17 protein-coding genes and 5 pseudogenes are annotated in these 20,685 nt (G+C 27.9%); 11 read left to right on the forward strand and 11 right to left on the reverse strand.

What is annotated here, in order from left to right:
* Positions 1-13: 13 nt before the first annotated feature.
* Complete coding sequence (locus tag QZ306_RS00675; RefSeq protein WP_295159660.1) at positions 14-238, reverse strand: DUF6290 family protein; 225 nt, start codon at positions 236-238, stop codon at positions 14-16.
* A 567-nt stretch (positions 239-805) separates the two neighbouring features.
* The gene (locus QZ306_RS00680; RefSeq protein ID WP_295159662.1) at positions 806-1,009 is read right to left on the reverse strand and encodes a hypothetical protein; all 204 of its coding nucleotides are present in this window, start codon (positions 1,007-1,009) and stop codon (positions 806-808) included.
* A 260-nt stretch (positions 1,010-1,269) separates the two neighbouring features.
* On the opposite strand from QZ306_RS00680, the gene QZ306_RS00685 reads away from it, so the two are divergent.
* Positions 1,270-1,437, forward strand: a complete 168-nt coding sequence (locus QZ306_RS00685; RefSeq protein WP_295159665.1) for a hypothetical protein — start codon at positions 1,270-1,272, stop codon at positions 1,435-1,437.
* 57 nt (positions 1,438-1,494) lie between these two features.
* On the opposite strand, the pseudogene QZ306_RS00690 reads toward QZ306_RS00685, so the two are convergent.
* A pseudogene (locus QZ306_RS00690) lies at positions 1,495-3,357 on the reverse strand (terminase large subunit).
* A gap of 221 nt (positions 3,358-3,578) precedes the next feature.
* Positions 3,579-3,985 (reverse strand): annotated as a pseudogene (locus tag QZ306_RS00700) (P27 family phage terminase small subunit).
* Positions 3,986-4,063: 78 nt separating this feature from the next.
* Between QZ306_RS00700 and QZ306_RS00705 the strand changes: the two are divergent.
* Positions 4,064-4,603, forward strand: a pseudogene (locus tag QZ306_RS00705) (phage portal protein); the annotation flags it as partial.
* Between the two features lie 122 nt (positions 4,604-4,725).
* Here QZ306_RS00705 and QZ306_RS00710 read toward each other — a convergent pair.
* Entirely contained in the window at positions 4,726-6,420 is a 1,695-nt protein-coding gene (locus QZ306_RS00710) for a DNA repair helicase XPB (RefSeq protein ID WP_295159670.1), read from the reverse strand.
* A gap of 52 nt (positions 6,421-6,472) precedes the next feature.
* Complete coding sequence (locus QZ306_RS00715) at positions 6,473-7,165, reverse strand: tetratricopeptide repeat protein (protein ID WP_295159673.1); 693 nt, start codon at positions 7,163-7,165, stop codon at positions 6,473-6,475.
* A gap of 185 nt (positions 7,166-7,350) precedes the next feature.
* On the opposite strand from QZ306_RS00715, the gene QZ306_RS00720 reads away from it, so the two are divergent.
* Positions 7,351-8,391 (forward strand): hypothetical protein, encoded by a 1,041-nt coding sequence (locus QZ306_RS00720; RefSeq protein WP_295159675.1) that lies wholly within the window; start codon positions 7,351-7,353, stop codon positions 8,389-8,391.
* A 92-nt stretch (positions 8,392-8,483) separates the two neighbouring features.
* Here the strand turns inward: QZ306_RS00720 and QZ306_RS00725 are convergent, their stop codons facing one another.
* Both QZ306_RS00725 and QZ306_RS00730 read right to left on the reverse strand, forming a co-directional pair.
* Positions 8,484-9,230 carry a hypothetical protein gene (locus QZ306_RS00725; RefSeq protein ID WP_295159678.1) on the reverse strand — a complete coding sequence of 249 codons (747 nt, stop codon included), beginning with the start codon at positions 9,228-9,230 and terminating at the stop codon, positions 8,484-8,486.
* Positions 9,231-9,260: 30 nt separating this feature from the next.
* Positions 9,261-9,914 carry a hypothetical protein gene (locus tag QZ306_RS00730; RefSeq protein WP_295159680.1) on the reverse strand — a complete coding sequence of 218 codons (654 nt, stop codon included), beginning with the start codon at positions 9,912-9,914 and terminating at the stop codon, positions 9,261-9,263.
* 221 nt (positions 9,915-10,135) lie between these two features.
* On the opposite strand from QZ306_RS00730, the gene QZ306_RS00735 reads away from it, so the two are divergent.
* The 4 genes from QZ306_RS00735 to rsmA are packed head-to-tail and all read left to right on the forward strand — an operon-like array spanning position 10,136 to position 13,434.
* A complete protein-coding gene (locus tag QZ306_RS00735) occupies positions 10,136-10,441 on the forward strand; it encodes a hypothetical protein (protein WP_295159681.1) in 306 nt (101 codons plus the stop codon).
* An 11-nt stretch (positions 10,442-10,452) separates the two neighbouring features.
* On the forward strand, positions 10,453-10,887 hold the full coding sequence (locus QZ306_RS00740) for a tetratricopeptide repeat protein (protein ID WP_295159683.1): 435 nt from the start codon (positions 10,453-10,455) through the stop codon (positions 10,885-10,887).
* The gene (locus QZ306_RS00745) at positions 10,884-12,605 is read left to right on the forward strand and encodes a hypothetical protein (protein ID WP_295159687.1); all 1,722 of its coding nucleotides are present in this window, start codon (positions 10,884-10,886) and stop codon (positions 12,603-12,605) included. The genes QZ306_RS00740 and QZ306_RS00745 overlap by 4 nt, the downstream gene beginning before the upstream one ends.
* Positions 12,595-13,434 carry a 16S rRNA (adenine(1518)-N(6)/adenine(1519)-N(6))-dimethyltransferase RsmA gene (rsmA, locus tag QZ306_RS00750; protein ID WP_295159690.1) on the forward strand — a complete coding sequence of 280 codons (840 nt, stop codon included), beginning with the start codon at positions 12,595-12,597 and terminating at the stop codon, positions 13,432-13,434. The genes QZ306_RS00745 and rsmA overlap by 11 nt, the downstream gene beginning before the upstream one ends.
* Here rsmA and QZ306_RS00755 read toward each other — a convergent pair whose 3' ends face one another.
* Positions 13,435-13,986, reverse strand: a complete 552-nt coding sequence (locus tag QZ306_RS00755) for a hypothetical protein (RefSeq protein ID WP_295159692.1) — start codon at positions 13,984-13,986, stop codon at positions 13,435-13,437. It abuts the gene before it with no gap.
* Positions 13,987-14,131: 145 nt separating this feature from the next.
* Between QZ306_RS00755 and pyk the strand changes: the two genes are divergently transcribed.
* From pyk to QZ306_RS00770, 3 genes are all read left to right on the forward strand, one after another.
* Positions 14,132-15,565 carry a pyruvate kinase gene (pyk, locus tag QZ306_RS00760; RefSeq protein ID WP_295159695.1) on the forward strand — a complete coding sequence of 478 codons (1,434 nt, stop codon included), beginning with the start codon at positions 14,132-14,134 and terminating at the stop codon, positions 15,563-15,565.
* A gap of 162 nt (positions 15,566-15,727) precedes the next feature.
* Positions 15,728-17,119, forward strand: coding sequence for a sodium-dependent transporter (locus QZ306_RS00765; RefSeq protein WP_295159698.1), 1,392 nt, complete (start codon positions 15,728-15,730; stop codon positions 17,117-17,119).
* A gap of 36 nt (positions 17,120-17,155) precedes the next feature.
* On the forward strand, positions 17,156-17,572 hold the full coding sequence (locus tag QZ306_RS00770; protein ID WP_295159700.1) for a PaaI family thioesterase: 417 nt from the start codon (positions 17,156-17,158) through the stop codon (positions 17,570-17,572).
* A gap of 189 nt (positions 17,573-17,761) precedes the next feature.
* Here QZ306_RS00770 and QZ306_RS00775 read toward each other — a convergent pair.
* A pseudogene (locus QZ306_RS00775) lies at positions 17,762-18,378 on the reverse strand (PD-(D/E)XK nuclease family transposase).
* A 30-nt stretch (positions 18,379-18,408) separates the two neighbouring features.
* Positions 18,409-18,903: pseudogene (locus QZ306_RS00780) on the reverse strand (ankyrin repeat domain-containing protein); the annotation flags it as partial.
* Positions 18,904-19,088: 185 nt separating this feature from the next.
* Here QZ306_RS00780 and QZ306_RS00785 point away from each other — a divergent pair.
* A complete protein-coding gene (locus tag QZ306_RS00785; RefSeq protein ID WP_295159702.1) occupies positions 19,089-20,684 on the forward strand; it encodes a potassium/proton antiporter in 1,596 nt (531 codons plus the stop codon).
* Position 20,685 lies beyond the last annotated feature (1 nt).

Below are 20,685 nucleotides of genomic sequence, written 5' to 3' on the forward strand. Positions count from 1 at the left end.
CTATAATTAATAATTATATATTTAATTCTTTTAATACAGCATCTCTAATATATTGAGATACACTGACATTTTTCTGCTCTGCTTTTTCTTTTATTAAAAGCTGTTCTTTTTCACTAACACGCATATATAATTTAATGTCAAGTCTATCTTCTATTATTCTTTTTCTTCCAGCACCTTTACGAGCTCCACCTGTATTTGCTCTAGCACCGCCTCTATTATCTTTTTTCTTTACTTCCATTTTTATTTCCTTTATTAAATAAAATTATTAATATTGTTATATTAAGACATAATGTAATAATAGAAATTATTGCCGTTATTGTTGAAAGCATACTTGACACCTCATATAATTTATATATAATAGTAAGTATGGAAGTTCAGGAGCCAAGCTACCAACTTGACTCCCTTTCATAATCAATCAAAGGTTTTAATCTTTAATTGATTTAACTACGATTATAATAGCAGACACTAAATTAATAACCGCAGTTATGAAAGTTAGAACTTCCATTTTTACCTCCTTAACTTTAAGGATAAAATTATTATACCATTTCTGATGATTTTGTCAATACTTTTTCTACAAAAAATAAATAATTTTTTAATTTTTTTTATATCAAGAATATAACTAATTTATATATTTGCTTGGCGGGGGTGGGTAAAATCCTTACAGACTTTCAATCTGTGCAACGAGTGGCTAGTCTTCTGTGCATGGCGATAACTTTTTTATTAGGGGGGTATCAATGTCATTTTTCTAATTCTTTAATTTTATTTTCTAATTCATCAATTCTTTTTACAGTTTCTTCTAATTCTTCTACTCTTTTTTTAATTTCTGCATTTCACTGCCTTTTTCCTCGTATTCTTTTTTAGCTTTTGCAACACAAGCCTGCACAAAACCTCCAAATGTAGAATTGGAAAAGTTAGAAGGATCAGCTTTAGCTTTTTCAACCATTTTAACAATCCATCTGTATAAATCCTGATTAAAATTAATTGTTATGCTATTTCTTGAATCCTGCATTTTAAAAACCTTATTTGTATTTTTGTTTATAATTATAGTCTTTTTATTAAATTTTAAAATTAAAATAGTCATTTTAAACTTATGACTTAAAAATAATCTTGTTTTGTTTGAAAAGAACTTACTATCTTTTGGCATCAAATATGCACTGTGTGACAGAGTTATTGTCACATAATAAATAAAAAGAGGTAATTAAAGAGGAAATATTAGAAACTAATAAAAAAACAGACGGACAAATAATATCTTCTTTCAGAATATACAGCATGAGAGCAGATACTAATACAAGCGATGATATTATAAATAATTATGCTGATTTTTTAGAATTATCAGCAAGATTTATGAGAAAAGAAATGAGAGAAAAAATAAATGAATTATTAGGTTATTATATAATAAAGACAGAAACAGAAATAGACAATTTGAAAGTATCATAAACCTTTTTTAATTATTTATTAATGGATACTTTATATATAATATATAAAGTATCCAGATTATAAGGTAAATACACCTTCACTTTCATAAATACTTTTAGTATCTTCAAAATGATTTTTAATCACTCTATGAAGAGCCATAATAGAGGCTGCAATTCCATCTATTCTTTTATATGATCTTCTTCTGTCAGGCTTAACAGGCAGATAATTATCTCTGCCATCCGTTTTTACTTCACAGCAGCTTATCATCCAATTAAGAACTGCATTATTACCATGTAAGAGTTTTCGTTCATCTATAGTTTTTTCAAATAAAGAAGTTCCTTCAGATAAACCGCCGACAGCAAAAGACTGCCTAACCTGTTCCATTTTGAAGCCCTCGCTTTCTAAGTGTGTTACTATTTCAATAGCTTTCCAAGGGTCGTATGCTATTTCTATAATTTCAAAATCTCTGGCATCTTTTAATATTGAAGCTTCTATTACATCAAAATCTATTATATCACCGCTTGTTAAAGTAATTAAACCTTTAGATGCCCATAATTCATAAGGTACTCTGTCCTCTTTAGAACGCTGCCTTATATTTTCTTTAGGCATAAAGAAGCGGGGCAGAAGTATATACGGACCATTATCAACAGAATCAAAACATAAAACATAGGCTGCTATATCTCTTGTAGTTGCTAAATCCAAACCGATGCAGGCCTTTCTGCCTTTCAAGTCATTTATATTTATATTTTGATGTGAATAAGATTTAATCCATCTTTCAGAAGATATCCAAACCTCGCTAGCCTGTGTCCAAACATTCAAGTTTTTTGTAAGTATATCAGTTCTTTGAATAGGTTTATCTAATCCTTCCAATAGCCTAGATTTTATATAACTGTCTTTTACAGAAACATTTATATTAGGATTAGCCTGAAAAATAATTTTATTTATTAATTCTTCCTGCTTTGAAATATCTTTTATTTGTTTCAAGCGTACAGCCTCGTTATAATCTCCTGCCGATTCTTTTAAATCGGCAGGCACTCGGCTTTCCGCTTTATTTAATTTATTTAATTTTTCTTTATATTCAGACATAAATACCCAAATATCATTGATGTCGTCAGGCTCATATATTATTGTAAAATATTCATCATTATTTAATGAACCTTGTAATACTTGCTTAGCATATTCATATTCAGAAAAACATACTGAAGATTTATCAAATCCAGCAGTTGTGATTATAAAAGTAAGAGGCTGCCTTCTAGCTCCCATACCAGATTCCAGAACATTTAAAAGTTCATTATCAGGATGCGCATGGTATTCATCTACTATAACAAGATGAGGATTTAAACCGTCTTCAGTGCTGCTGTCCTGTCCTAATGGTTTTGATTTTGATGCAGTATCTTTTTTCTTTGTAATTGTAGAAGTTTGTTTATATGTAATAGCTTCTTTATTTAAAGCTTTTGCTTTTCTTATCTGCCTTTCGCTTTCACTCCATGCAATTTTTGCTTGATCTTTTTTAGTAGCTATATAGTATATTTCAACTCCAGCCTCTGCAGGACTATCGCAGAAAAAACAGTAATTACCAATGCCAGATGTAAAAGTAGTTTTTCCATTTTTTCTGCTTACCTGAACATAAGCCTTTTTAAATCTTCTTAAATTATTTTCCTTTCTCCTCCATCCGAATATGCTTGCTATTATAAACTGTTCCCAAGGCTCTAGTATAATATTATGATTTGCCTATTCTCCTTTTGTATGTACTAAAGATTGAATAAAAGTAATAGGACGTTTAGCTTCATTATCATCAAAATAAAAAGGATAATCATTATCGCCTTTGGCGTTAGATTTTTCTATATCATCCAAATGCCTTTTCACAGATAAAAAGGCAGCTTGACATACTGGCAGTTCTTTATTTATAACTTTATTGATATATTCTTCATAAGTATACATATTATTGTTATCATTCACCGAATAGGTGCCTTGCCTACGGCACGCAGAGCGTCGGCAAACCTGCCTATAATTAGATTTATACGCTGTATAAATCTGGCAGGTTTTCATTCCTTATATATTTAACCATTTATCATTTTTTCAAGCGGATCATCCTCTTTATTTATATATAAAATAAACTCGCCTAAAAGCTCTTAATTTTACAATCAAGAGGCTCGTTTATTTTATTCGCTAAGCATCTTAGAAAGTATATCTTCTTCCTCCACAGTGTCAGGAGCAGGAACTTTCTTTTTTGAAGCAGGAGTTAAACCGAACTCGGTAAGCATTTTTGTATATGCCGTTATAGCTTTGTGATATGCTAAATATTCGCCCATAGTTTGAGAGTTTTTACCAGCTAAATATCCTGTATAGAACCTCCTTCATTAATCATAGCCTCATAAAGATTCATAGCATCACCATAATGCAGGCATAAAAGCTCAAAAGCTGATATGTCAGCAGGTCCGAGCATATTTTTTTCAGCGAAAACAGGTGCAAGTTCTTCCCACTTTTTTAGAGAATACCCATAAAAATATTCTGGCGGAGTTGGTATTATAACAGCTTTTTTCGGCTTATTTTTGGCTTTATTGGGCATTCATACTCCTAACAGTATATTTTAGTTAAAAATCTACATTAATAATAAGTAATATAATATTTTATAATCATTGTACTTTTTTCTAACGGTGTTAAAAAAGTCACTATTATTTCTCATCCTGCAAGATTTAATGCAGATGCTAAAAAGAACTTAAAAGAGAGTTTCAGAGAGGCTTGGGAAAAAGATATTGTAGTTCTTGAAGAAGACATGAAAATAGAGCCTGTAACGATGAACTTGTCAGATGCTCAGTTTTTAGAAAGCAGAAGATTTTCAGTAGAAGAAATATGCAGGGTGTTTCGGGTACCTCCTCATTTAATAGGTGATTTAAGCAGAAGTACAAATAATAATATAGAACATCAAAGTATAGAGTTTGTAACGCACACAATAAGACCGTGGTGTGTTCGTATAGAAAAAGCATTGAATGGATATTTATTAAATAATTCAGAGAAGAAAAAATATAATATAGAGTTTAATTTGGATGGGCTTTTGAGAGGTGATACTCTTACAAGACAGCAAGCAAATCAAATAAAATTAAATAATGGTGTTCTTACTAGAAATGAATGGCGGATACTGGAAAACCTTAATGAAGTAGAAGATGAATACGGAGATGAGTATTTCTGCAATAATAGAATCTGAAAATATAACAAAGCTAAAAAGAGGCAGTAAATAAATACTAAATTATAAAAATTACGTGCTTGCAATTTTTATTAAAAATAAAAGTATTCTTAAAAATAAAAAAATTAATTATTAAATTCAAGTTCTTCAAATGAATCTTTATCTAATAATTCATAATGATATCCCTGTTCTGTAAGAAACAATTGTCTTTTATGAGCAAAATCTTCCTCTTTTGTATCGGTTGTAATAATAGAAAAGAAATAGCTTTTATTTTCTCCTTTTTTAGGACGCAAAACCCTTCCGAGTCTTTGGGCTTCTTCCTGTCTTGAGCCGAAAGTACCTGAAATTTGTATTAAAACATTTGCATCTGGTAAGTCAACAGCTAAATTGGCAACTTTGCTCACTATAAGTATGTTGATTTCACCCGTTTTGAACTTTTTATATATAATATCTCTTTCGCTTTGGGGAGTTTTTCCTGTAATTATTGTATATCCCGTTCTTTTTTTCATTTCATTTAATTGATCTAAATACTGACCTATTATAAGTATGTTTTTTCCTTCAAGCTTTTCTATTATCTTTTTAACTACAGTATATTTTAATATATTTTCACTTGCTATTCTAAATTTTAATTTATCGCTTGACACAACATAATCGGATCTATGTATTTCATCTAATGGTATTCTTATATCATAGCAATATGCCTCAGCAATAAATTTCTTCTCCTCAAGTTCGCGCCATGGTATATCAAATTTTTTTGGTCCTATAAGACAAAACACATCTTTTTCAAGTCCATCTTCTCTTACAAGGGTTGCAGTAAGTCCGAGTCTCCTCATACTTTGAATTTCACTTGTAAGTTTAATTATAGGGGCTGGCAGCAGATGAACCTCATCATATATAATAAGCCCCCAATTATGCCTGAAGAATAATTCAAAATGTATAAAAGGGGATTCTTTATTTTTTCTGTATGTTAAAATTTTATAAGTTGCTATAGTAATCGGTTTTATTTCCTTATTAAGTCCGTTATATTCTCCTATATCTTCAGCAGGAATATCAGTTTTATCTAATATTTCATCTCTCCATTGCCGGCAGGCTGTAACGCCCGTAACTATTATCAAAGTTTTTGTCTGAGTTTTATGCATTGCGGCTATGCCTACAATAGTTTTTCCAGTACCGCATGGAAGAGCTATTACGCCTGCACCTCCTTTAGGTTCGCCGTTTGCATAAAATGCTTCAACAGAGTTTTTTTGATAATCTCTAAGTTCAAATTCTTCTCCGTTTGATAATAGTTTTTTTCTCATATTAAATTGATAAGGTTCTCCTATTTTATACCCTGCCAAATCCTGAACAGGATATCCTATATTTATAAGAGCCAGTTTTATATGTCCTCTGTATGTGGAATCTATTTCTAATTTATTATTATTAATTTCAGTTTTTATATATTTTGACATCAGTTTATAATGCATTATTTCGTCTATAATATTTTTATCTTCGCTTATAAGATAGTATTTTTCATCTTCTTTTATTATTTTTATTCTGCCGTATTTTTCAATACTGTTTTCTATTTGCTTAACAATATTTTTAGGTATTTCATAAACTGTATATTTTTTTAAGAAGCTTATAATTTGTTCCGAAGTATAGTTTAGGCTTGCAGCATTCCATAAAGATACTAAAGTTATTCTGTAGGTATGTATATATTCGGGGCTTTTTATTAATTCTGCAAATACCAGCATAAAATTTCTAATTTCTTCAAAATGTTTTGTACTTACATCTAATAGAATAGTACCATCGCCCTGAACTATGATAGGAGCATTTTTATTCAATTTTGTTTCCTTAAAATATTAAAAAATATTGATAACAAATATTTTTTATCTATTAATAAACATTATTTTCTATTAATGAAATAGTTTCTCTAAATAAATCTAAATACTCAGTATTATTCGTATTTTGAATAATCCAAGACTTTAATGCATTCAAAGCTTTTGTTTTATCATTATTTGCTAAATAAATATCGGATAATGTTAAAGTTGCCTGAGCAAGCAGATAACTTTTAGGATATGCCTTAATAAAATTCTCTAAAGTGGAGGCAGCTTTTTTATAATTAGTTAATTCTATCTGAGTATTAGCCAGATTATAAATAGCCGTTTCCTGCAGATAAAATCCTCTTGAATTTGCAACTTCCTGATAATATTTTTCAGCTTCATTGAAATTATTTATATCATAATAAACGGAGCCTAAAGCATAGGCGCTTCTTAATTTTAGTTTTTTTCCTTTAGCGCCGTTATATACCTTTTGAAATCTTGAAGTTATATCTATTATCAAAGCAGGATCATTTAGCTGTTCTATCGGTAATTCATAATTTTGATATATATTATACAAAGCTAATGCAGATTCAAATTCAGAGTTTACAGCAGAATCCATGCTTTCTATATTAGCTTTATAAATTAAAATACCTCCTATCAGGACTATTATTAATATAAAAGCCGATATGAATATTATTCTGTTATTATATATATATGCAAATATTAATTCTGCATTTTTCTGCATTTTTTTTGTATTTTCAGACATAAATATCCTCTTAAAAAGATTTTATTAATTTAGGATATTAGATTATAATAATTAAATATAAAAAAATCAAGCATTTATTTTAATAATTATTTTCCATTTTATATGTCAAATTATTTTGCTATTGTTTATTATATAGGTTATTATATAATAACATTTATATTTTTAAGCGGGTATGATAAATAATTATGTGTCCACAAGAATTAAACTCTGATGATGAAGTTTTAGCTGTTAAAATATTAGCGGAATACAGTGATCTGAATGAATATGTATATATAGTGTTTTTTATAGATAAATATAATAATAACTTAGTAGATATTGCATTTATTATTTCAAACGATTATAAAATGCTTAATTTTTTAAATGCATATACCGATTTAGTGGAATTATATAAACATATTAAAATTTACAATAAATTAAATGAAAACAATAGCATCGCATATTACAATAAATTTAATGATGTTCTTTTGAATATCTTAAGCGAAGATAAGAATATTAACAATATTATAATATATAGCAGCGGAAATAATAAAATTTCAACAATTGATATATTTTCAGGAAGTATTAATAAATTTATGGATTTTCATATAGGCACATTTGATATAGATACTAAAACTATAGATATTAGTACTCTTAATTCTGCTGTGGAAGATATTAATAAGGAAGTTGAAAATTCAAAATCTGTAAATATGGCATACGGCAATAAAGACGGACAGTATGAATATGGAGAAGAAGCCTTAGAGAATCAGGCTCCTGCCTATAAGTTAATTAATGCTTCTTTTGTGGTAGATCCTATATCAGGTAAATCTATTAATGATATAGTGCCGGGAGATAAGGTTATAGTCAGCATTAATTCTAATACAGTGGAAGAAAATATAATATATCTTGAGCTTAACGGAAAAAAAGATAAATATTCCAGATATTTAGTTCCTGCTGAAGTATTGGAAAAGCATGTTGAAGATAAATTAATTAAAATATTATTAAAATTGATAGAGGGTTACTGCTGTTTAATAGAAGAAATAGAGCCTATTAAATTAAAATTATTTAATGTTCCTAATAAGGATATTCCAGCTGATTCTGATGCGGAAAAAAATGATAATGCAGAAAAGTCTTTATTTGAGAAGACATTTGCAAAAATTAATACTTTTAAATTAATAATGTTCGGATTGGGGGCTATTATAATATTTCTTTTTATAGCAATAATATATGTATTCTTTATACAAGTATAAAAAAGTTATTACTTCTGTTATGCTTCTATGTCAGCTGTAATCAGTTTTAACTGCCTTATTTTACTTTATGCTTTTTTGTTTCTATACTTTTATTATTTTTTTGTGCTTTTTTGAAAATAACCTGACAGGTCAATCGGAGTTTCTTCAAGCCAAGATGACATAATGCATTCGTATTTTCCTTTGCTTTTGCTTAATTTGTATATTTGATATTCTATTCTGTCTTTTCTGCCTTCTACTTTTTCTCTTGATTCTACAAGCATTTCATATATTCCGTCTCCGTCAATATCCTCAAATATATTGTCCATCTGCATAATTACTGAACTTTTCATAGAATTAATTTCTTTATAAAAAGATATATCCGCTATAAATTTAATACTTGACGCATCTATTCTAAACATATACATGTATATATCTCTGTCATTTCCGTTATCATTTATAATATAATATTTTATAATTCCTACCTCATCTTTTTTATCATAGAAATTTTCTAAATCTACAGCAGCATTATTTCCCAATTTATCCGTTTTGTATGAAAACTCTTCATTATCTTTATTATATATGAAAATTATATCTCCTTGAGAAGAAGATGCTAAAGCTATAAGTTCGTTTCCGTTTTTAGGCAGTATATCAGCAATAACTATTGAATATACTTTATATCCTTTGCCTTCTAAATTCGATTTTATATTTTCTGCCTGTATATAATCTTCATTATTTATATTTCCGCTTTTATAGTATACAATCTCTCCGTTATTTGAAAGATTAAATAAACTCTGCACATTAATGGCGTAAATAGGTATGGCTGATATTGATAATGCTATAATTAATAATATTTTTTTCATAATTTTAATATCCGTTTTAATTTTTTATTTTTAATAAGTTTTTATATTGTTAAATTCAATTTCGGAGTTTACTTTTCCGTCTGAACTTTTATATTTAATTGTTTTTGGAAGAGTATAATTACCTATTTCCTGATATAAAATATTTACATCATATATTTTAGAGTTTTTATTATAATATTCCGCCCTTTTTATTATTAAAGCGTCTTTATCTGCAGTGTAAGTTACAATATAATTATCGTTTTTGCCTTTGGCTCTTAAAGTAATTTTGTATTCATCTCTTTTATCTTCTATATTTTCAAATGTGAATTTTTTTGACAGAGATGAATAAGTATTATTATTTCCGACTAAAGCATAAAATCCCACTGTTTCCAAAGCCCCTTCAAATACAGAAAACATATTTCTATAGAAACTGTCTACATTTTCAAGTATTATTGTCGGTTTTGCCCCTTTCTCAAAAGTAAATTTTAATTTTATATCCTCTTTTGTTTTAGAATAGCTCTTAGCAGGAATAGTATCTATTTGTTTTTGTACTATTTTGCCGTCTATATATGCCTCAAATTTTTTAGGATATATTAAAGAATATTTTTCTTTTATTTGATTATATATTTCCTGAAAATTTTTATCATTGTTTTGAGAATACAGACTGCAATATAATATAATTATTATTAGAAATATTTTTTTCATATATATCCTTATATATCCTTAAAGTTTATTTTCGTAATATTTTTATTTATCAATAATAAAAAAATAATTTCTATATTTTTTACTATTTTTATTAAATAGAGTTATATATTTTTTATTATATACAGCATATACTGCAATGTAAATATACAATCTTGACTTTAATTATAAAGTTTGTTATACTTTTAACATAAAATAACAAATATAATTTATGGTAAGTATTTATGAGCGAAGAACAAAATGAACAATTGTCAGAAATAGGCATTTATTGCGCTAATTGCCGTTATTGCGTATTGTTTAGAAAAGCAAGCGGTATAGAAGGTAATCAATATCTGCTTAGAGTAAAATGTGCGCAGGAGCAATGGCGTAAAAAGCTTGGCGAAGAAAAAATGTACAAGTATTTTACGGTGGCTAGAAGAACAGTTGAAAAGTGCGACGATTATAAAGAAATGGGAGATTTAAGGAGTTTTCTTAAGGCTTTGCGTAAGAGTCTGCCAGTACGCGATGAGGTATATACTGTAAAGAAATAGTGGATTTTTTAGTGAAAAAAGGTTTTATTTTTTTAGTTATTTTTATTTTTTTATTAATTTCATGCGCTTCATCAGTTAAGATTTCACTTGAAGAAGAGAGATACCCTAAAATAATAGCTGAAAAAGCATATACGGAATTTGGTAATAAAAACTATAAAAATGCTGTGGCTTATTATCAGTACATAATAGATAATTTTGATAGAGATAATTATGCCAAAGATATAGCTTGGGCTTATTATGAAATAGGTTTCTGCTATTACTATCAGAATAAGTATAATGAAGCTTTAGATTATTTTAATATAGTAATAAATGATTTTACAGTTTTACCTCCTAGAATTTTGGCTCAAAAAGTTATGCTGGATATTTATGAAAAGAAGCCTAATTTGAAGCCTTTAGAGATAATAGAAGAGGATATAGAAGTTATTGAAGAAAATACGGACTCATGAAAAAAGAACATAATATTACTTTGTCTATTATATTAAGTTTTTTGATGCTTAGTATTATAAGTATAATTGCCATACTCATAATATATGTTTTATATACCAAAGGAGAGAATAGAAATTACTCTTTAACAACTTATATATTATATAGTTTAATATTTTATAAAAACTATATGCCGTATATAATTTCATTATCAGTTTATCTTTCATTTTTTAAATCTAAATATTTATATCAAGAAAGCATATCAAAAGTTATAGCTGTTCCGATTGCAGTTATTGTATTATTAGTATGTTTTTATTCAGTTTATGATTATTATTTTACAAATTTTTTTATGTCAAATCTTAAAAATCATAATATGATAAGAGACTCGAAGGTATATTATGAATATGAACTCAAATTAAAAAATGAAGCTTATGAAAGAGCCAGAAAGCAAATGCTTGACGGAAATTTAGATGAGGCATATAATCTTGCAGAAAATGCTTTATTTTATGATAAAAATGACGGAAACACATTGCTTTTAATAAAAACTATACAAGAAGAAAAAATGAAAAGATATAATAGTATTCATCAAAATGAAATCAGCAATATAAATAATTTAGTTAATCTCGGATCCAGAGAGTTTAGTTTGTCTAATTATGATGCAGCTAATATGCATTTTAGAAAAGTGCTTGAAATTGATAAAAATAATCCTTTAGCACTTTACTATATGAATAAAATAAGTATAGCTGTAAATAAAAAACCTTTGTATTATGGAAATACTACCGAAGAAATATCTGTATACGGAAGATTATCCGAAACTATTAACTTATATGAAAGCGGGTATTTTTGGAAGGCTTATGATAATATTTCCAAGCTTTATTTGAAAGCTCCTAATATTGCTGAGATAAATAATTATTATTCTATTATAAGAGATGCTATAAGCAGGTATGACTTTTTTATTAGAGAGGCACAAGATGTGAGGGATGCCTATATTGATAATCCTTATTTATTAAATTCTTCTTCATTTAATTATAACGGAATTAATTTAATGCTTGGAAAAAATATTTTATTGTCTTCTTCAAGCAGTGCTGTTTTTAAAAATAGTTTATATATGTTTGATATATCTATTATTGAATTTAATGATGAATTGAAAATTGTAAGATCCGATAATTTTTTATTCGGCAAGATAGCCGATTCTTACAATTCATCTAATAATATTAAAAATATAATATTAAAGGTACATTTTGATAAAAATAAAAATGAATATATTTATAATGATGCCGACAGCAGGATTATACCTATTAATATATCATACAGTACAATTGATGTTATTAAAAATTATGCCTATATAAATTTAAAATATATAAGCCTGCCTGATTTATATACATTAAAGAATGAAATAACTAAATTCGGATATTCAGATAAAAATATTAATTTAGAGATTTTAATCAAAGATATAGAACCTATAACTTATTTATTATTATTTATTATAATATCATATTATTCTTTCAGATTCAGACTTTCTACAGCTACGGAAGAATTTCATCTTTATAATAAAGTTACGGGAGTAGTAGGAACTTTACTGCTTACTTTAGTATACAGAGTTTTTATAAATTATATAGGTGTCTTAGCGTTAATTCTATCGCATATTACAATAGGAATTATTATTATAGTTTCTTTATCTTTATTTTTGATATTATTTGTTATATTCCAGATGGCAAGAATTTCCAGAGATGTTAGATAATTTATATTCCAAAAAAGAAGTTATAGAATATTTAAAGTATAAATCAATATTTCCAAATAAAAACAGAGGTCAGAATTTTTTATGCGACCGCAACATTGCATATAATATTGCAAATACGGTGCCTAATAATATGTCAAGAAGTAAATATGCATTGGAGATAGGAGGAGGACTTGGAGCTTTAAGCAGCATGCTTAATGATATATATAAAGAAAATCTTACCATAGTGGAATATGATAATGCTTTATATAATCATTTAACGGAAAAATTTAAAAATATAATTCATAAAGATATATTAACAGTAGATATATCAAATTCTGTAAATAAATATGATATTTACGGCAATATACCTTATAATATAGCAAGTCCTATAATGGAATGGCTTTTAGAAAAATCTTATTGTAAATGGAATTATGCTGTATTTATGGTTCAGAGTGATTTTGCATACAGGCTTACTGCAAAAGAAAATACGGAAAATTATTCGGCACTAACTTTATTTGCAAATTTTATGTCTTATGTTAAAGTTGAATATAATATTTCTAAAGATGTTTTTTATCCTATTCCTAAGGTTGCATCATCTATTATAAGTATTTTACCAAAGGAAGCTGATATTGATATAATAAAAATATTTAAAAATGTATCAAAAACTTTATTTCATAATAGAAGAAAAACTGTAAAAAATAACTTTATTAATTCCCCGTATTTAAGTATAGATAAAGAAAAAATAGACGAAATATTAAAAAGAGCAGATATAGATTCTAATATAAGGGGAGAAACTTTAAATATAAATAAAGTTAAAGAACTCTCTTATATAATAAAAGAATATATTTAATTACAGATTTGTATTATTTTCTATTATTCTTACAGACTTAATAATATTATTTATCTCTGTACCGTCTTTTTGGCTGTTTGCATTATACATGCACATTATCTGAAGTATGCCGTTTTCATGCAGCATTAAAAATGATTTATGATAAGTTTTATTCGGTCCGTAATAGAAACTGCTTAAAATCTGATAAGAATTAGGCATATCTTTATATATTTCTTCAGAAACCAGCTTAAAATCTTTTACAGCATTATGATTTTTAAGTCCGTTTATCACATTGTTTTTTGCATTTTCTAAATTTATTATTCCGCTGTATGCGCTTTTGTATTTTGTATATACTATTGTATATATTGCCGTTCTTCTTTCAGCTCCGTAAGATTCATTAAACGCTACTGTATTATCGGCTGCTACTGTATTATTTAAAAATCCGGGGGTAAAATCTTCGGGTACATCTATAGCTATATTAGTTATAGTGATAGTTTTATTTTTTTGACCGCAGGAAGATAATGAAAATATTATTATTAATAGTATTGATATATTAATAGCAGCTTTATTCATACCGTTATTATATATTATAATATATATTTTTAAAGTATATTTTTTTATAAAAATTAAAAAATATTCTTACATTGTTTTATTATTTATTATATATATAATAAATAAAATCAGAGTAAATTAATATAAAATAAAAAGGGAAAATAAAATGAGAAGAACTAAAATAATAGCTACTTTGGGACCTAGATGGTCAGATGAGTATATTGTAAAAAAAATAATAGAAAACGGCGCCGATGTATGCAGATTAAATTTTTCATTCGGAACTTATGAAGAGCATTTAAAAAGAATCAATATAATAAGAAAAGTTTCAGACGATTTAAAGAAGCCTGTTGCAATACTTGCCGATTTGCAGGGTCCTAAAATAAGAATAGGCAAATTAAAAGAACCTATAACTGTAAAAGAAGGCGATATTGTAAAATTAAGCGGATATAAAGAAACAAATGATGACAGCATAATTCCTACAACACATTCCAACATAGCCCATGATGTAAAAAGCGGTTCAATGCTTTTAATAGCCGATGGTACTATACAGTTAATAGTTGAATCAAGCGATGAGGCTTCAAAGCTTGTTGTATGCAAAGTTATAACAGGAGGCAGTATATTAAGCAGTAAAGGAATTAATTTACCTGGGGCTCATGTAACAACAGAAGTTTTAACCGAAAAAGATGTAAGCGATGCTTTATTTTCAGCTGAGAATGGAGTTAATTATTTAGGTATGAGTTTTGTAAGATGCGCTGATGATGTTGTAAGACTTAGAAAAATATTAGATGATAATAATTTTCATAATGTAGGTATTATATCAAAAATAGAAAATACAGAATCATTAGAAAATTTAGAAGATATAATAAAGCATTCTGACGGTGTTATGGTGGCTCGCGGAGATTTAGGCGTTGAAATACCTTTCGGAGAGGTTCCTGTTTGGCAGAAAAAAATATTGAAAATGGCTAATGCTATGGGTAAAATTACAATAATAGCAACGCAGATGCTTGAAAGTATGACTAAAAGTCCTGTACCGTCAAGGGCTGAGGCAAGCGATGTTGCCAATGCTGTTTTAGATGAAAGTGATGTTGTAATGATGTCTGCAGAAACTGCTTCTGGAGATTATCCTATAGAATCAGTTAAAGCTATGGTTTCTATAATCAAAGCCGCTGAAAAATCCGCCGTTAAAACTTCTCATAATAATATTGCTTATATTGATACAGGAGTAAATGATGCTTTATCGGACAGCGCTTCTTATTTATCATACTGTTTGGATAATAAAGTTATTATTGCCCTTTCAAAATCGGGGCATACCGTTAAAAATTTATCTAAGAAAAGACCCAAAACTCCTATTGTTTTTATGTCTGCCGACCCTGATTTATGCCGCAGACTTGCTATATGCCATAATGTTTATACAATACTTATGCCTGAAGATTTAAATTTTAGTTCAGGTATCAGTCATGGCGGACAGATTGATATACTTGAAGATACTTTAGTTAAGCATAATTTGGCTTCTCATGGAGATACCGCTATACTTGTCAGCGGAAGCAAATGGCAGGGAAGATGGCAGGAGAACAGTGTTCGTGTTGTAATTATACACTGATTTTTATATTTTTTATATAAAATATTTTTTGTTTCAAATGTTTTGTTTTATCATATTTTACGCATTAAAAAATATAACAAAACAAATAATATTTTTATTACTGCTTGAAGTAATATATTAATAATGTATAATATTTTTATTAATTATTTCGGAGTTATGAATATGCATATTGAAAAAAGAGAGAAGCTTTCTAACAGGCTTGGTTTTCTGCTTGTATCTGCAGGATGTTCCATAGGTCTTGGAAATATATGGAGATTTCCTTATATTACAGGAAAATACGGAGGAGCTCTTTTTGTTCTTATATATTTAATTTGTTTAGCCGCAGTCGGTATTCCTATACTTATTATGGAGTTTAGTATAGGAAGGGGAGGTCAGAGGGATATAGCAGGTTCCTACAGGGTATTAGAGCAAGAAGGTTCTAAATGGCATTTAATAGGTTATATTCAAATGCTTGGCTGCTTAATACTTATGATGTTTTATACAAGCGTTACAGGCTGGACAATTACTTATTCTTATTATATGGCATCTGGTTCAACTTTAGGATTAGGTCCTAACGGAACGGAGCAATTTTTTGCCGATATGCTTTCTAATCCGAAAATTATGATTTTTAGCTTATTTATAGCCGTATTTTTAGGTACGATTATATGTTTTAAAGGTCTTCAGTCGGGAGTTGAGAAATCATCAAAATTTATGATGTCTTCATTATTTGTTATAGTGATAGTACTTATTATAAGGTCTGTAACTTTAGATGGAGCATTAGAAGGAATAAAGTTTTATCTGCTTCCAGATTTATCAAAAATGTTTAAAGGAGAAATAAAAAATTTTTTTGAAGTCGTTTATGCTGCGGTAGGGCAGGCATTTTTCACATTGGGGATAGGCATAGGCAGTATGACCATATTCGGAAGCTATATAGGAAAAGAAAAATCAATAACTAATGAGTCTGTGATAATAGTTATGCTTGATACATTGATAGCTTTGCTTTCAGGTCTTGTAATATTTCCCGCATGCTTTGCTTTCGGAGTAAATCCTGGAGAAGGGCCGGGACTTGCTTTTGTAACATTGCCTAATATATTCGATTCAATGCCTCTTCCGAGATTATGGGGCACATTATTTTTTATATTTTTATCTATGGCGGCTTTAACTACCGTTGTTACAGTATTTGAAAATTTAATTGCATTCACTATGTCGGAGTTTAAAATAGAGCGTAAAAAAGCTTCGGTTATAGTTGGAATAGCTGTATTTATATGTTCGCTTCCTACAGCTTTGGGATTCAATATTTTATCTTTTATACAGCCTATGGGTAAAAATACAAGTTTTTTAGATTTATTTGATTTTATAGTAAGTTATAATTTAGTGGAGCTCGGAGGAATATATATTATAGTATTCTGTGTATCTAAATACGGTTGGGGATGGGATAACTTTTTATATGAGGTTGATTTAGGAAGCGGTATAAAGTTTCCTAAACGGTCAAGAGTTTATGTAACATATATTCTTCCTGTAATATTATTTGCTATGTTTATTATAAATTATATATATAAGTTTTTTATTAATTAATAAATAAAAGTTTTTAATTAAGGAGTTAATATCAATATGAGTAATGAAGAGATGATAAAAAAAATAAAAAGCAGATTTAAATCTCAGGATTTTTTATCTTTTGTCGGAATGGAGCTTGAGCATATAGAGAAAGGCAAAGTTTCGATATCATGCAGAAATAAAAAAGAATTTTCTCAATATTTAGGATATATGCATGGAGGTATGGTTGCTTCATTAGCTGACACGGCGGGAGGTCATGCAGCCGCAACTATGCTTGAAGACGGTTATAAAATAGTAACTTCGGAATTAAAAATTCACTTTTTAAAGCCCGTTGTTTCAAAAAAGATAATAGCCACAGGAGAAGTTATAAGTGCTGGAAAGAAGCTTATTATAGTTGAGTCTGCTGTAAGAGATGAAGAGTCCAATATGCTTGCAAAAATGATTGCTACTATGTTTGTAATAGAGCCGTCTTAAAATTATAATTTTATAAAAATTTCAGCATTATTATTTTGCTTATGCTTTTTAGTTGTTTTGGTATTATTATTTTCAGGCTGTTCTATTTTTTGCAGGAAATTATTAAAATTTGAATAATTTTTTTATTTCTTATTTATTTATAAAAAAATTATTCACATAAAGTATCTGATAAGTAAACTTATCAGATGTTCATAATTTTTTTATTTCTTCTGTGCTTAATCCTGTTAATTCGCTTATTAGGTTTATATCCATATCTTTATTTTTCATATTTTTAGCCAAAGAATATTTTTATTTTTTTTACTCATTTTTCAATTCCTTCTTCAACCCCTTCTTTTCTTTCTCTTCTTAAACATTATTTCCTGACCATATAGAAAAGCCTCTCTGTCATAGTATTCCTGCATAGTTTTCTTACTCGGAAGTGAATAATTCATATTTTTCTATTACTTTATTCATAATAGGATTTACCTCCTTTAATTTAGTTATAACTTTTTCTAAATCATCTGTAGTAAAAAATTCAACCCAAGATAATATATAAATTCTTTTCAAAAAAAATCTATTTCCAAATATCTGAAACTCTATAATTATTTTTTTATTATCTTTAGTTATAGCTTTTACATCTAAAATAGATTTTTTAAGTTTTCATTTTCTTTTAAATTGTAAGGATTTAAAATTTCTAAATTAGAAACTTGTTCTAATACCATATTATATAATACAGCATTAACTATATTTTCTAATATATCCTCATTACCTTTATTAGCAAAAAGAAATCTTATAAAATAATCATTTAGTACATTAATTTTTGTTATATAAATATAATACAAAAATAATATAAATTATCAAAAATTAAAAATAATATGCTGTTTAACATAGTTATATATTTTCAAATAATATTCCAAATTGCTAGGATTATTTAAATTATGAAGTGCTGATTTATCATCATTTTCTATAACAATATCCATAGCTGTTTTTCCTTCATTATTTTTAATATTATAATCAGCACCCATATTTACAAGTACTCCTAAAATACCATAATTTGTACATTGTACAGCAAGTATTAATGGAGTATATCCGTTATTATTTTTTTTATTTACATCAGCACCGTTTTTTATCAAATAATAACAAACATCTGTTCCAAACACAGCTTTACTTACCAAATATGTTAAAGGAGTATAGCCGTATCCGTCTTCTAAATTTATATCAGCACCCTTTTCTACTAAAAATTTAACCATTGTCTTATCATTCCTAGCAGCAGCTAAACCAAGAGGTGTAATTTTATCATATTGTTTATTCAAATCTGTATCATCTTTTATAAGTTTTTCTAATGCTTTCATAAAATTATATAAAATTTCTATATACAGATTATTAATTTATTTAAATGATATAAGCGAGTTTATAGCTTGCAATAATAAAAAATAAATATTGTTGATAAAGATTATATTTTTTGTATAATATAGCATACAGAAAATATTTATATTACTGTCTAATTAAGTTTTTTAGTTTATATATCGGGTTTTTTATGAATGTATCAATACTGCTTTCTTCTATAATAATTATTCTTTGTATAATAGTCAGTAAAATTTCAACCAAAGTGGGAGTTCCGTCTCTCCTGCTTTTTTTAATTTTAGGTATGGTATTTGGTACTGACGGACTTTTAAAAATAGAATTCAGCAATTATAAAGTTGCAGAGCAGCTATGCACTATAACATTAATATTCATTATATTTTACGGCGGATTCGGAACGAATTGGCAGGCTGCAAAACCTGTTGCAAGTAAAGCTTTTCTTTTATCTTTTATAGGCACATTTATAACATCTATGATAACAGGAGTTTTATGTTATTATATTCTTAAATTCGGTTTTTTTGAAAGTTTTTTAATAGGATCTGTTATAGGATCAACAGATGCCGCTTCGGTGTTTTCAATACTTCGTTCCAGAAATTTGAATCTTAAAGATGGTTTAGCTTCATTATTAGAGCTTGAAAGCGGAAGCAATGACCCTATGTCATATATGCTTACTGTTATATTTTTGGGACTTATAGGAAAAACCTTAACTAATCCTTTATCTATTATATATATGGTTTTTGCTCAGATAGTTTTTGCTTTGCTGATTGCCGCATTTGTATCATTTATGGCTTATAATATGCTTAAGAGATTTAGATTTCCTGTAAGCGGACTTGATACTATATTTGCGCTTGCGGTGGCTCTGCTTTCATATTCTCTTTCTTCAACTATAGGAGGAAACGGATATTTAACAGTTTATATAGTAGGAATAGTTCTTGGAAACAGCAATATTAAAAATAAGGTTACTTTGGTGCATTTTTTTGACGGAATCACAGGACTTATGCAGATGGTGCTTTTCTTTATGCTTGGTCTTTTATCCTTCCCTTCAAGAATGTTTAATATTGCGCCTACTGCAATATATGTGGCATTATTTATAACATTTGTGGCAAGACCTATAGCAGTATTTTCAATATTAACTCCATTTAAAATCTCATTAAAAAAACAGCTTCTTGTTATGTGGGCAGGACTTAGGGGAGCTGCTTCCATAGTATTTGCAATATTTGTTATAGTGAATGACAATTCCGTCAGTTATGATATATTTCATATAGTATTTGTTCTTGCTATTATATCTGTATTATTTCAAGGGACATTATTGCCCGTTATAGCTAAAAAACTTGATCTTGTAGATTCAGGAGAAAATGTACTTAAAACATTCAATGACTATGTTGATGATTCGGATATGGAGCTTATACAGGTGAAGATTCCTAATAATCATCATTGGGTGGAAAAACCTATAATGGAAATAGATCTTCCTGAGGAATCAATTATTGTAACAATAGAAAGAGGAGATGATACTATTATTCCTCATGGAAATACTGTTATTGAAAGGGGAGATATTGTTATACTCAATGCTAAAAGAACAAAATATTATGATATGAGTTTAAAAGAGATACATATTAATAATAATCATCCTTGGAAAGATAAAGAATTAAAAGATTTAAATCTTCCGAAAAATAATCTTATAGTTATGATAAAAAGAGAAGGCGGAAGCGTTATACCTAGGGGAAATACTCTTATTAAAGATAAAGATATTGTATTAATTAAAGAGGTGTAAA

The sequence above is a fragment of the uncultured Brachyspira sp. genome, from assembly GCF_910588665.1.
GTDB lineage: Bacteria > Spirochaetota > Brachyspiria > Brachyspirales > Brachyspiraceae > Brachyspira.

Bases quoted from the DNA above. Each gene is read 5' to 3' on its own strand.
- QZ306_RS00765 (WP_295159698.1), top strand. From the start codon at position 15,728: ATGCATATTGAAAAAAGAGAGAAGCTTTCTAACAGGCTTGGTTTTCTG.
- QZ306_RS00685 (WP_295159665.1), top strand. From the start codon at position 1,270: ATGAGAGCAGATACTAATACAAGCGATGATATTATAAATAATTATGCT.
- QZ306_RS00725 (WP_295159678.1), bottom strand. From the start codon at position 9,230: ATGAAAAAAATATTATTAATTATAGCATTATCAATATCAGCCATACCT.
- QZ306_RS00730 (WP_295159680.1), bottom strand. From the start codon at position 9,914: ATGAAAAAAATATTTCTAATAATAATTATATTATATTGCAGTCTGTAT.
- QZ306_RS00735 (WP_295159681.1), top strand. From the start codon at position 10,136: ATGAGCGAAGAACAAAATGAACAATTGTCAGAAATAGGCATTTATTGC.
- QZ306_RS00715 (WP_295159673.1), bottom strand. From the start codon at position 7,165: ATGTCTGAAAATACAAAAAAAATGCAGAAAAATGCAGAATTAATATTT.
- QZ306_RS00755 (WP_295159692.1), bottom strand. From the start codon at position 13,986: ATGAATAAAGCTGCTATTAATATATCAATACTATTAATAATAATATTT.
- QZ306_RS00720 (WP_295159675.1), top strand. From the start codon at position 7,351: ATGTGTCCACAAGAATTAAACTCTGATGATGAAGTTTTAGCTGTTAAA.
- QZ306_RS00745 (WP_295159687.1), top strand. From the start codon at position 10,884: ATGAAAAAAGAACATAATATTACTTTGTCTATTATATTAAGTTTTTTG.
- QZ306_RS00675 (WP_295159660.1), bottom strand. From the start codon at position 238: ATGGAAGTAAAGAAAAAAGATAATAGAGGCGGTGCTAGAGCAAATACA.
- rsmA (WP_295159690.1), top strand. From the start codon at position 12,595: ATGTTAGATAATTTATATTCCAAAAAAGAAGTTATAGAATATTTAAAG.
- pyk (WP_295159695.1), top strand. From the start codon at position 14,132: ATGAGAAGAACTAAAATAATAGCTACTTTGGGACCTAGATGGTCAGAT.
- QZ306_RS00770 (WP_295159700.1), top strand. From the start codon at position 17,156: ATGAGTAATGAAGAGATGATAAAAAAAATAAAAAGCAGATTTAAATCT.
- QZ306_RS00785 (WP_295159702.1), top strand. From the start codon at position 19,089: ATGAATGTATCAATACTGCTTTCTTCTATAATAATTATTCTTTGTATA.
- QZ306_RS00680 (WP_295159662.1), bottom strand. From the start codon at position 1,009: ATGCAGGATTCAAGAAATAGCATAACAATTAATTTTAATCAGGATTTA.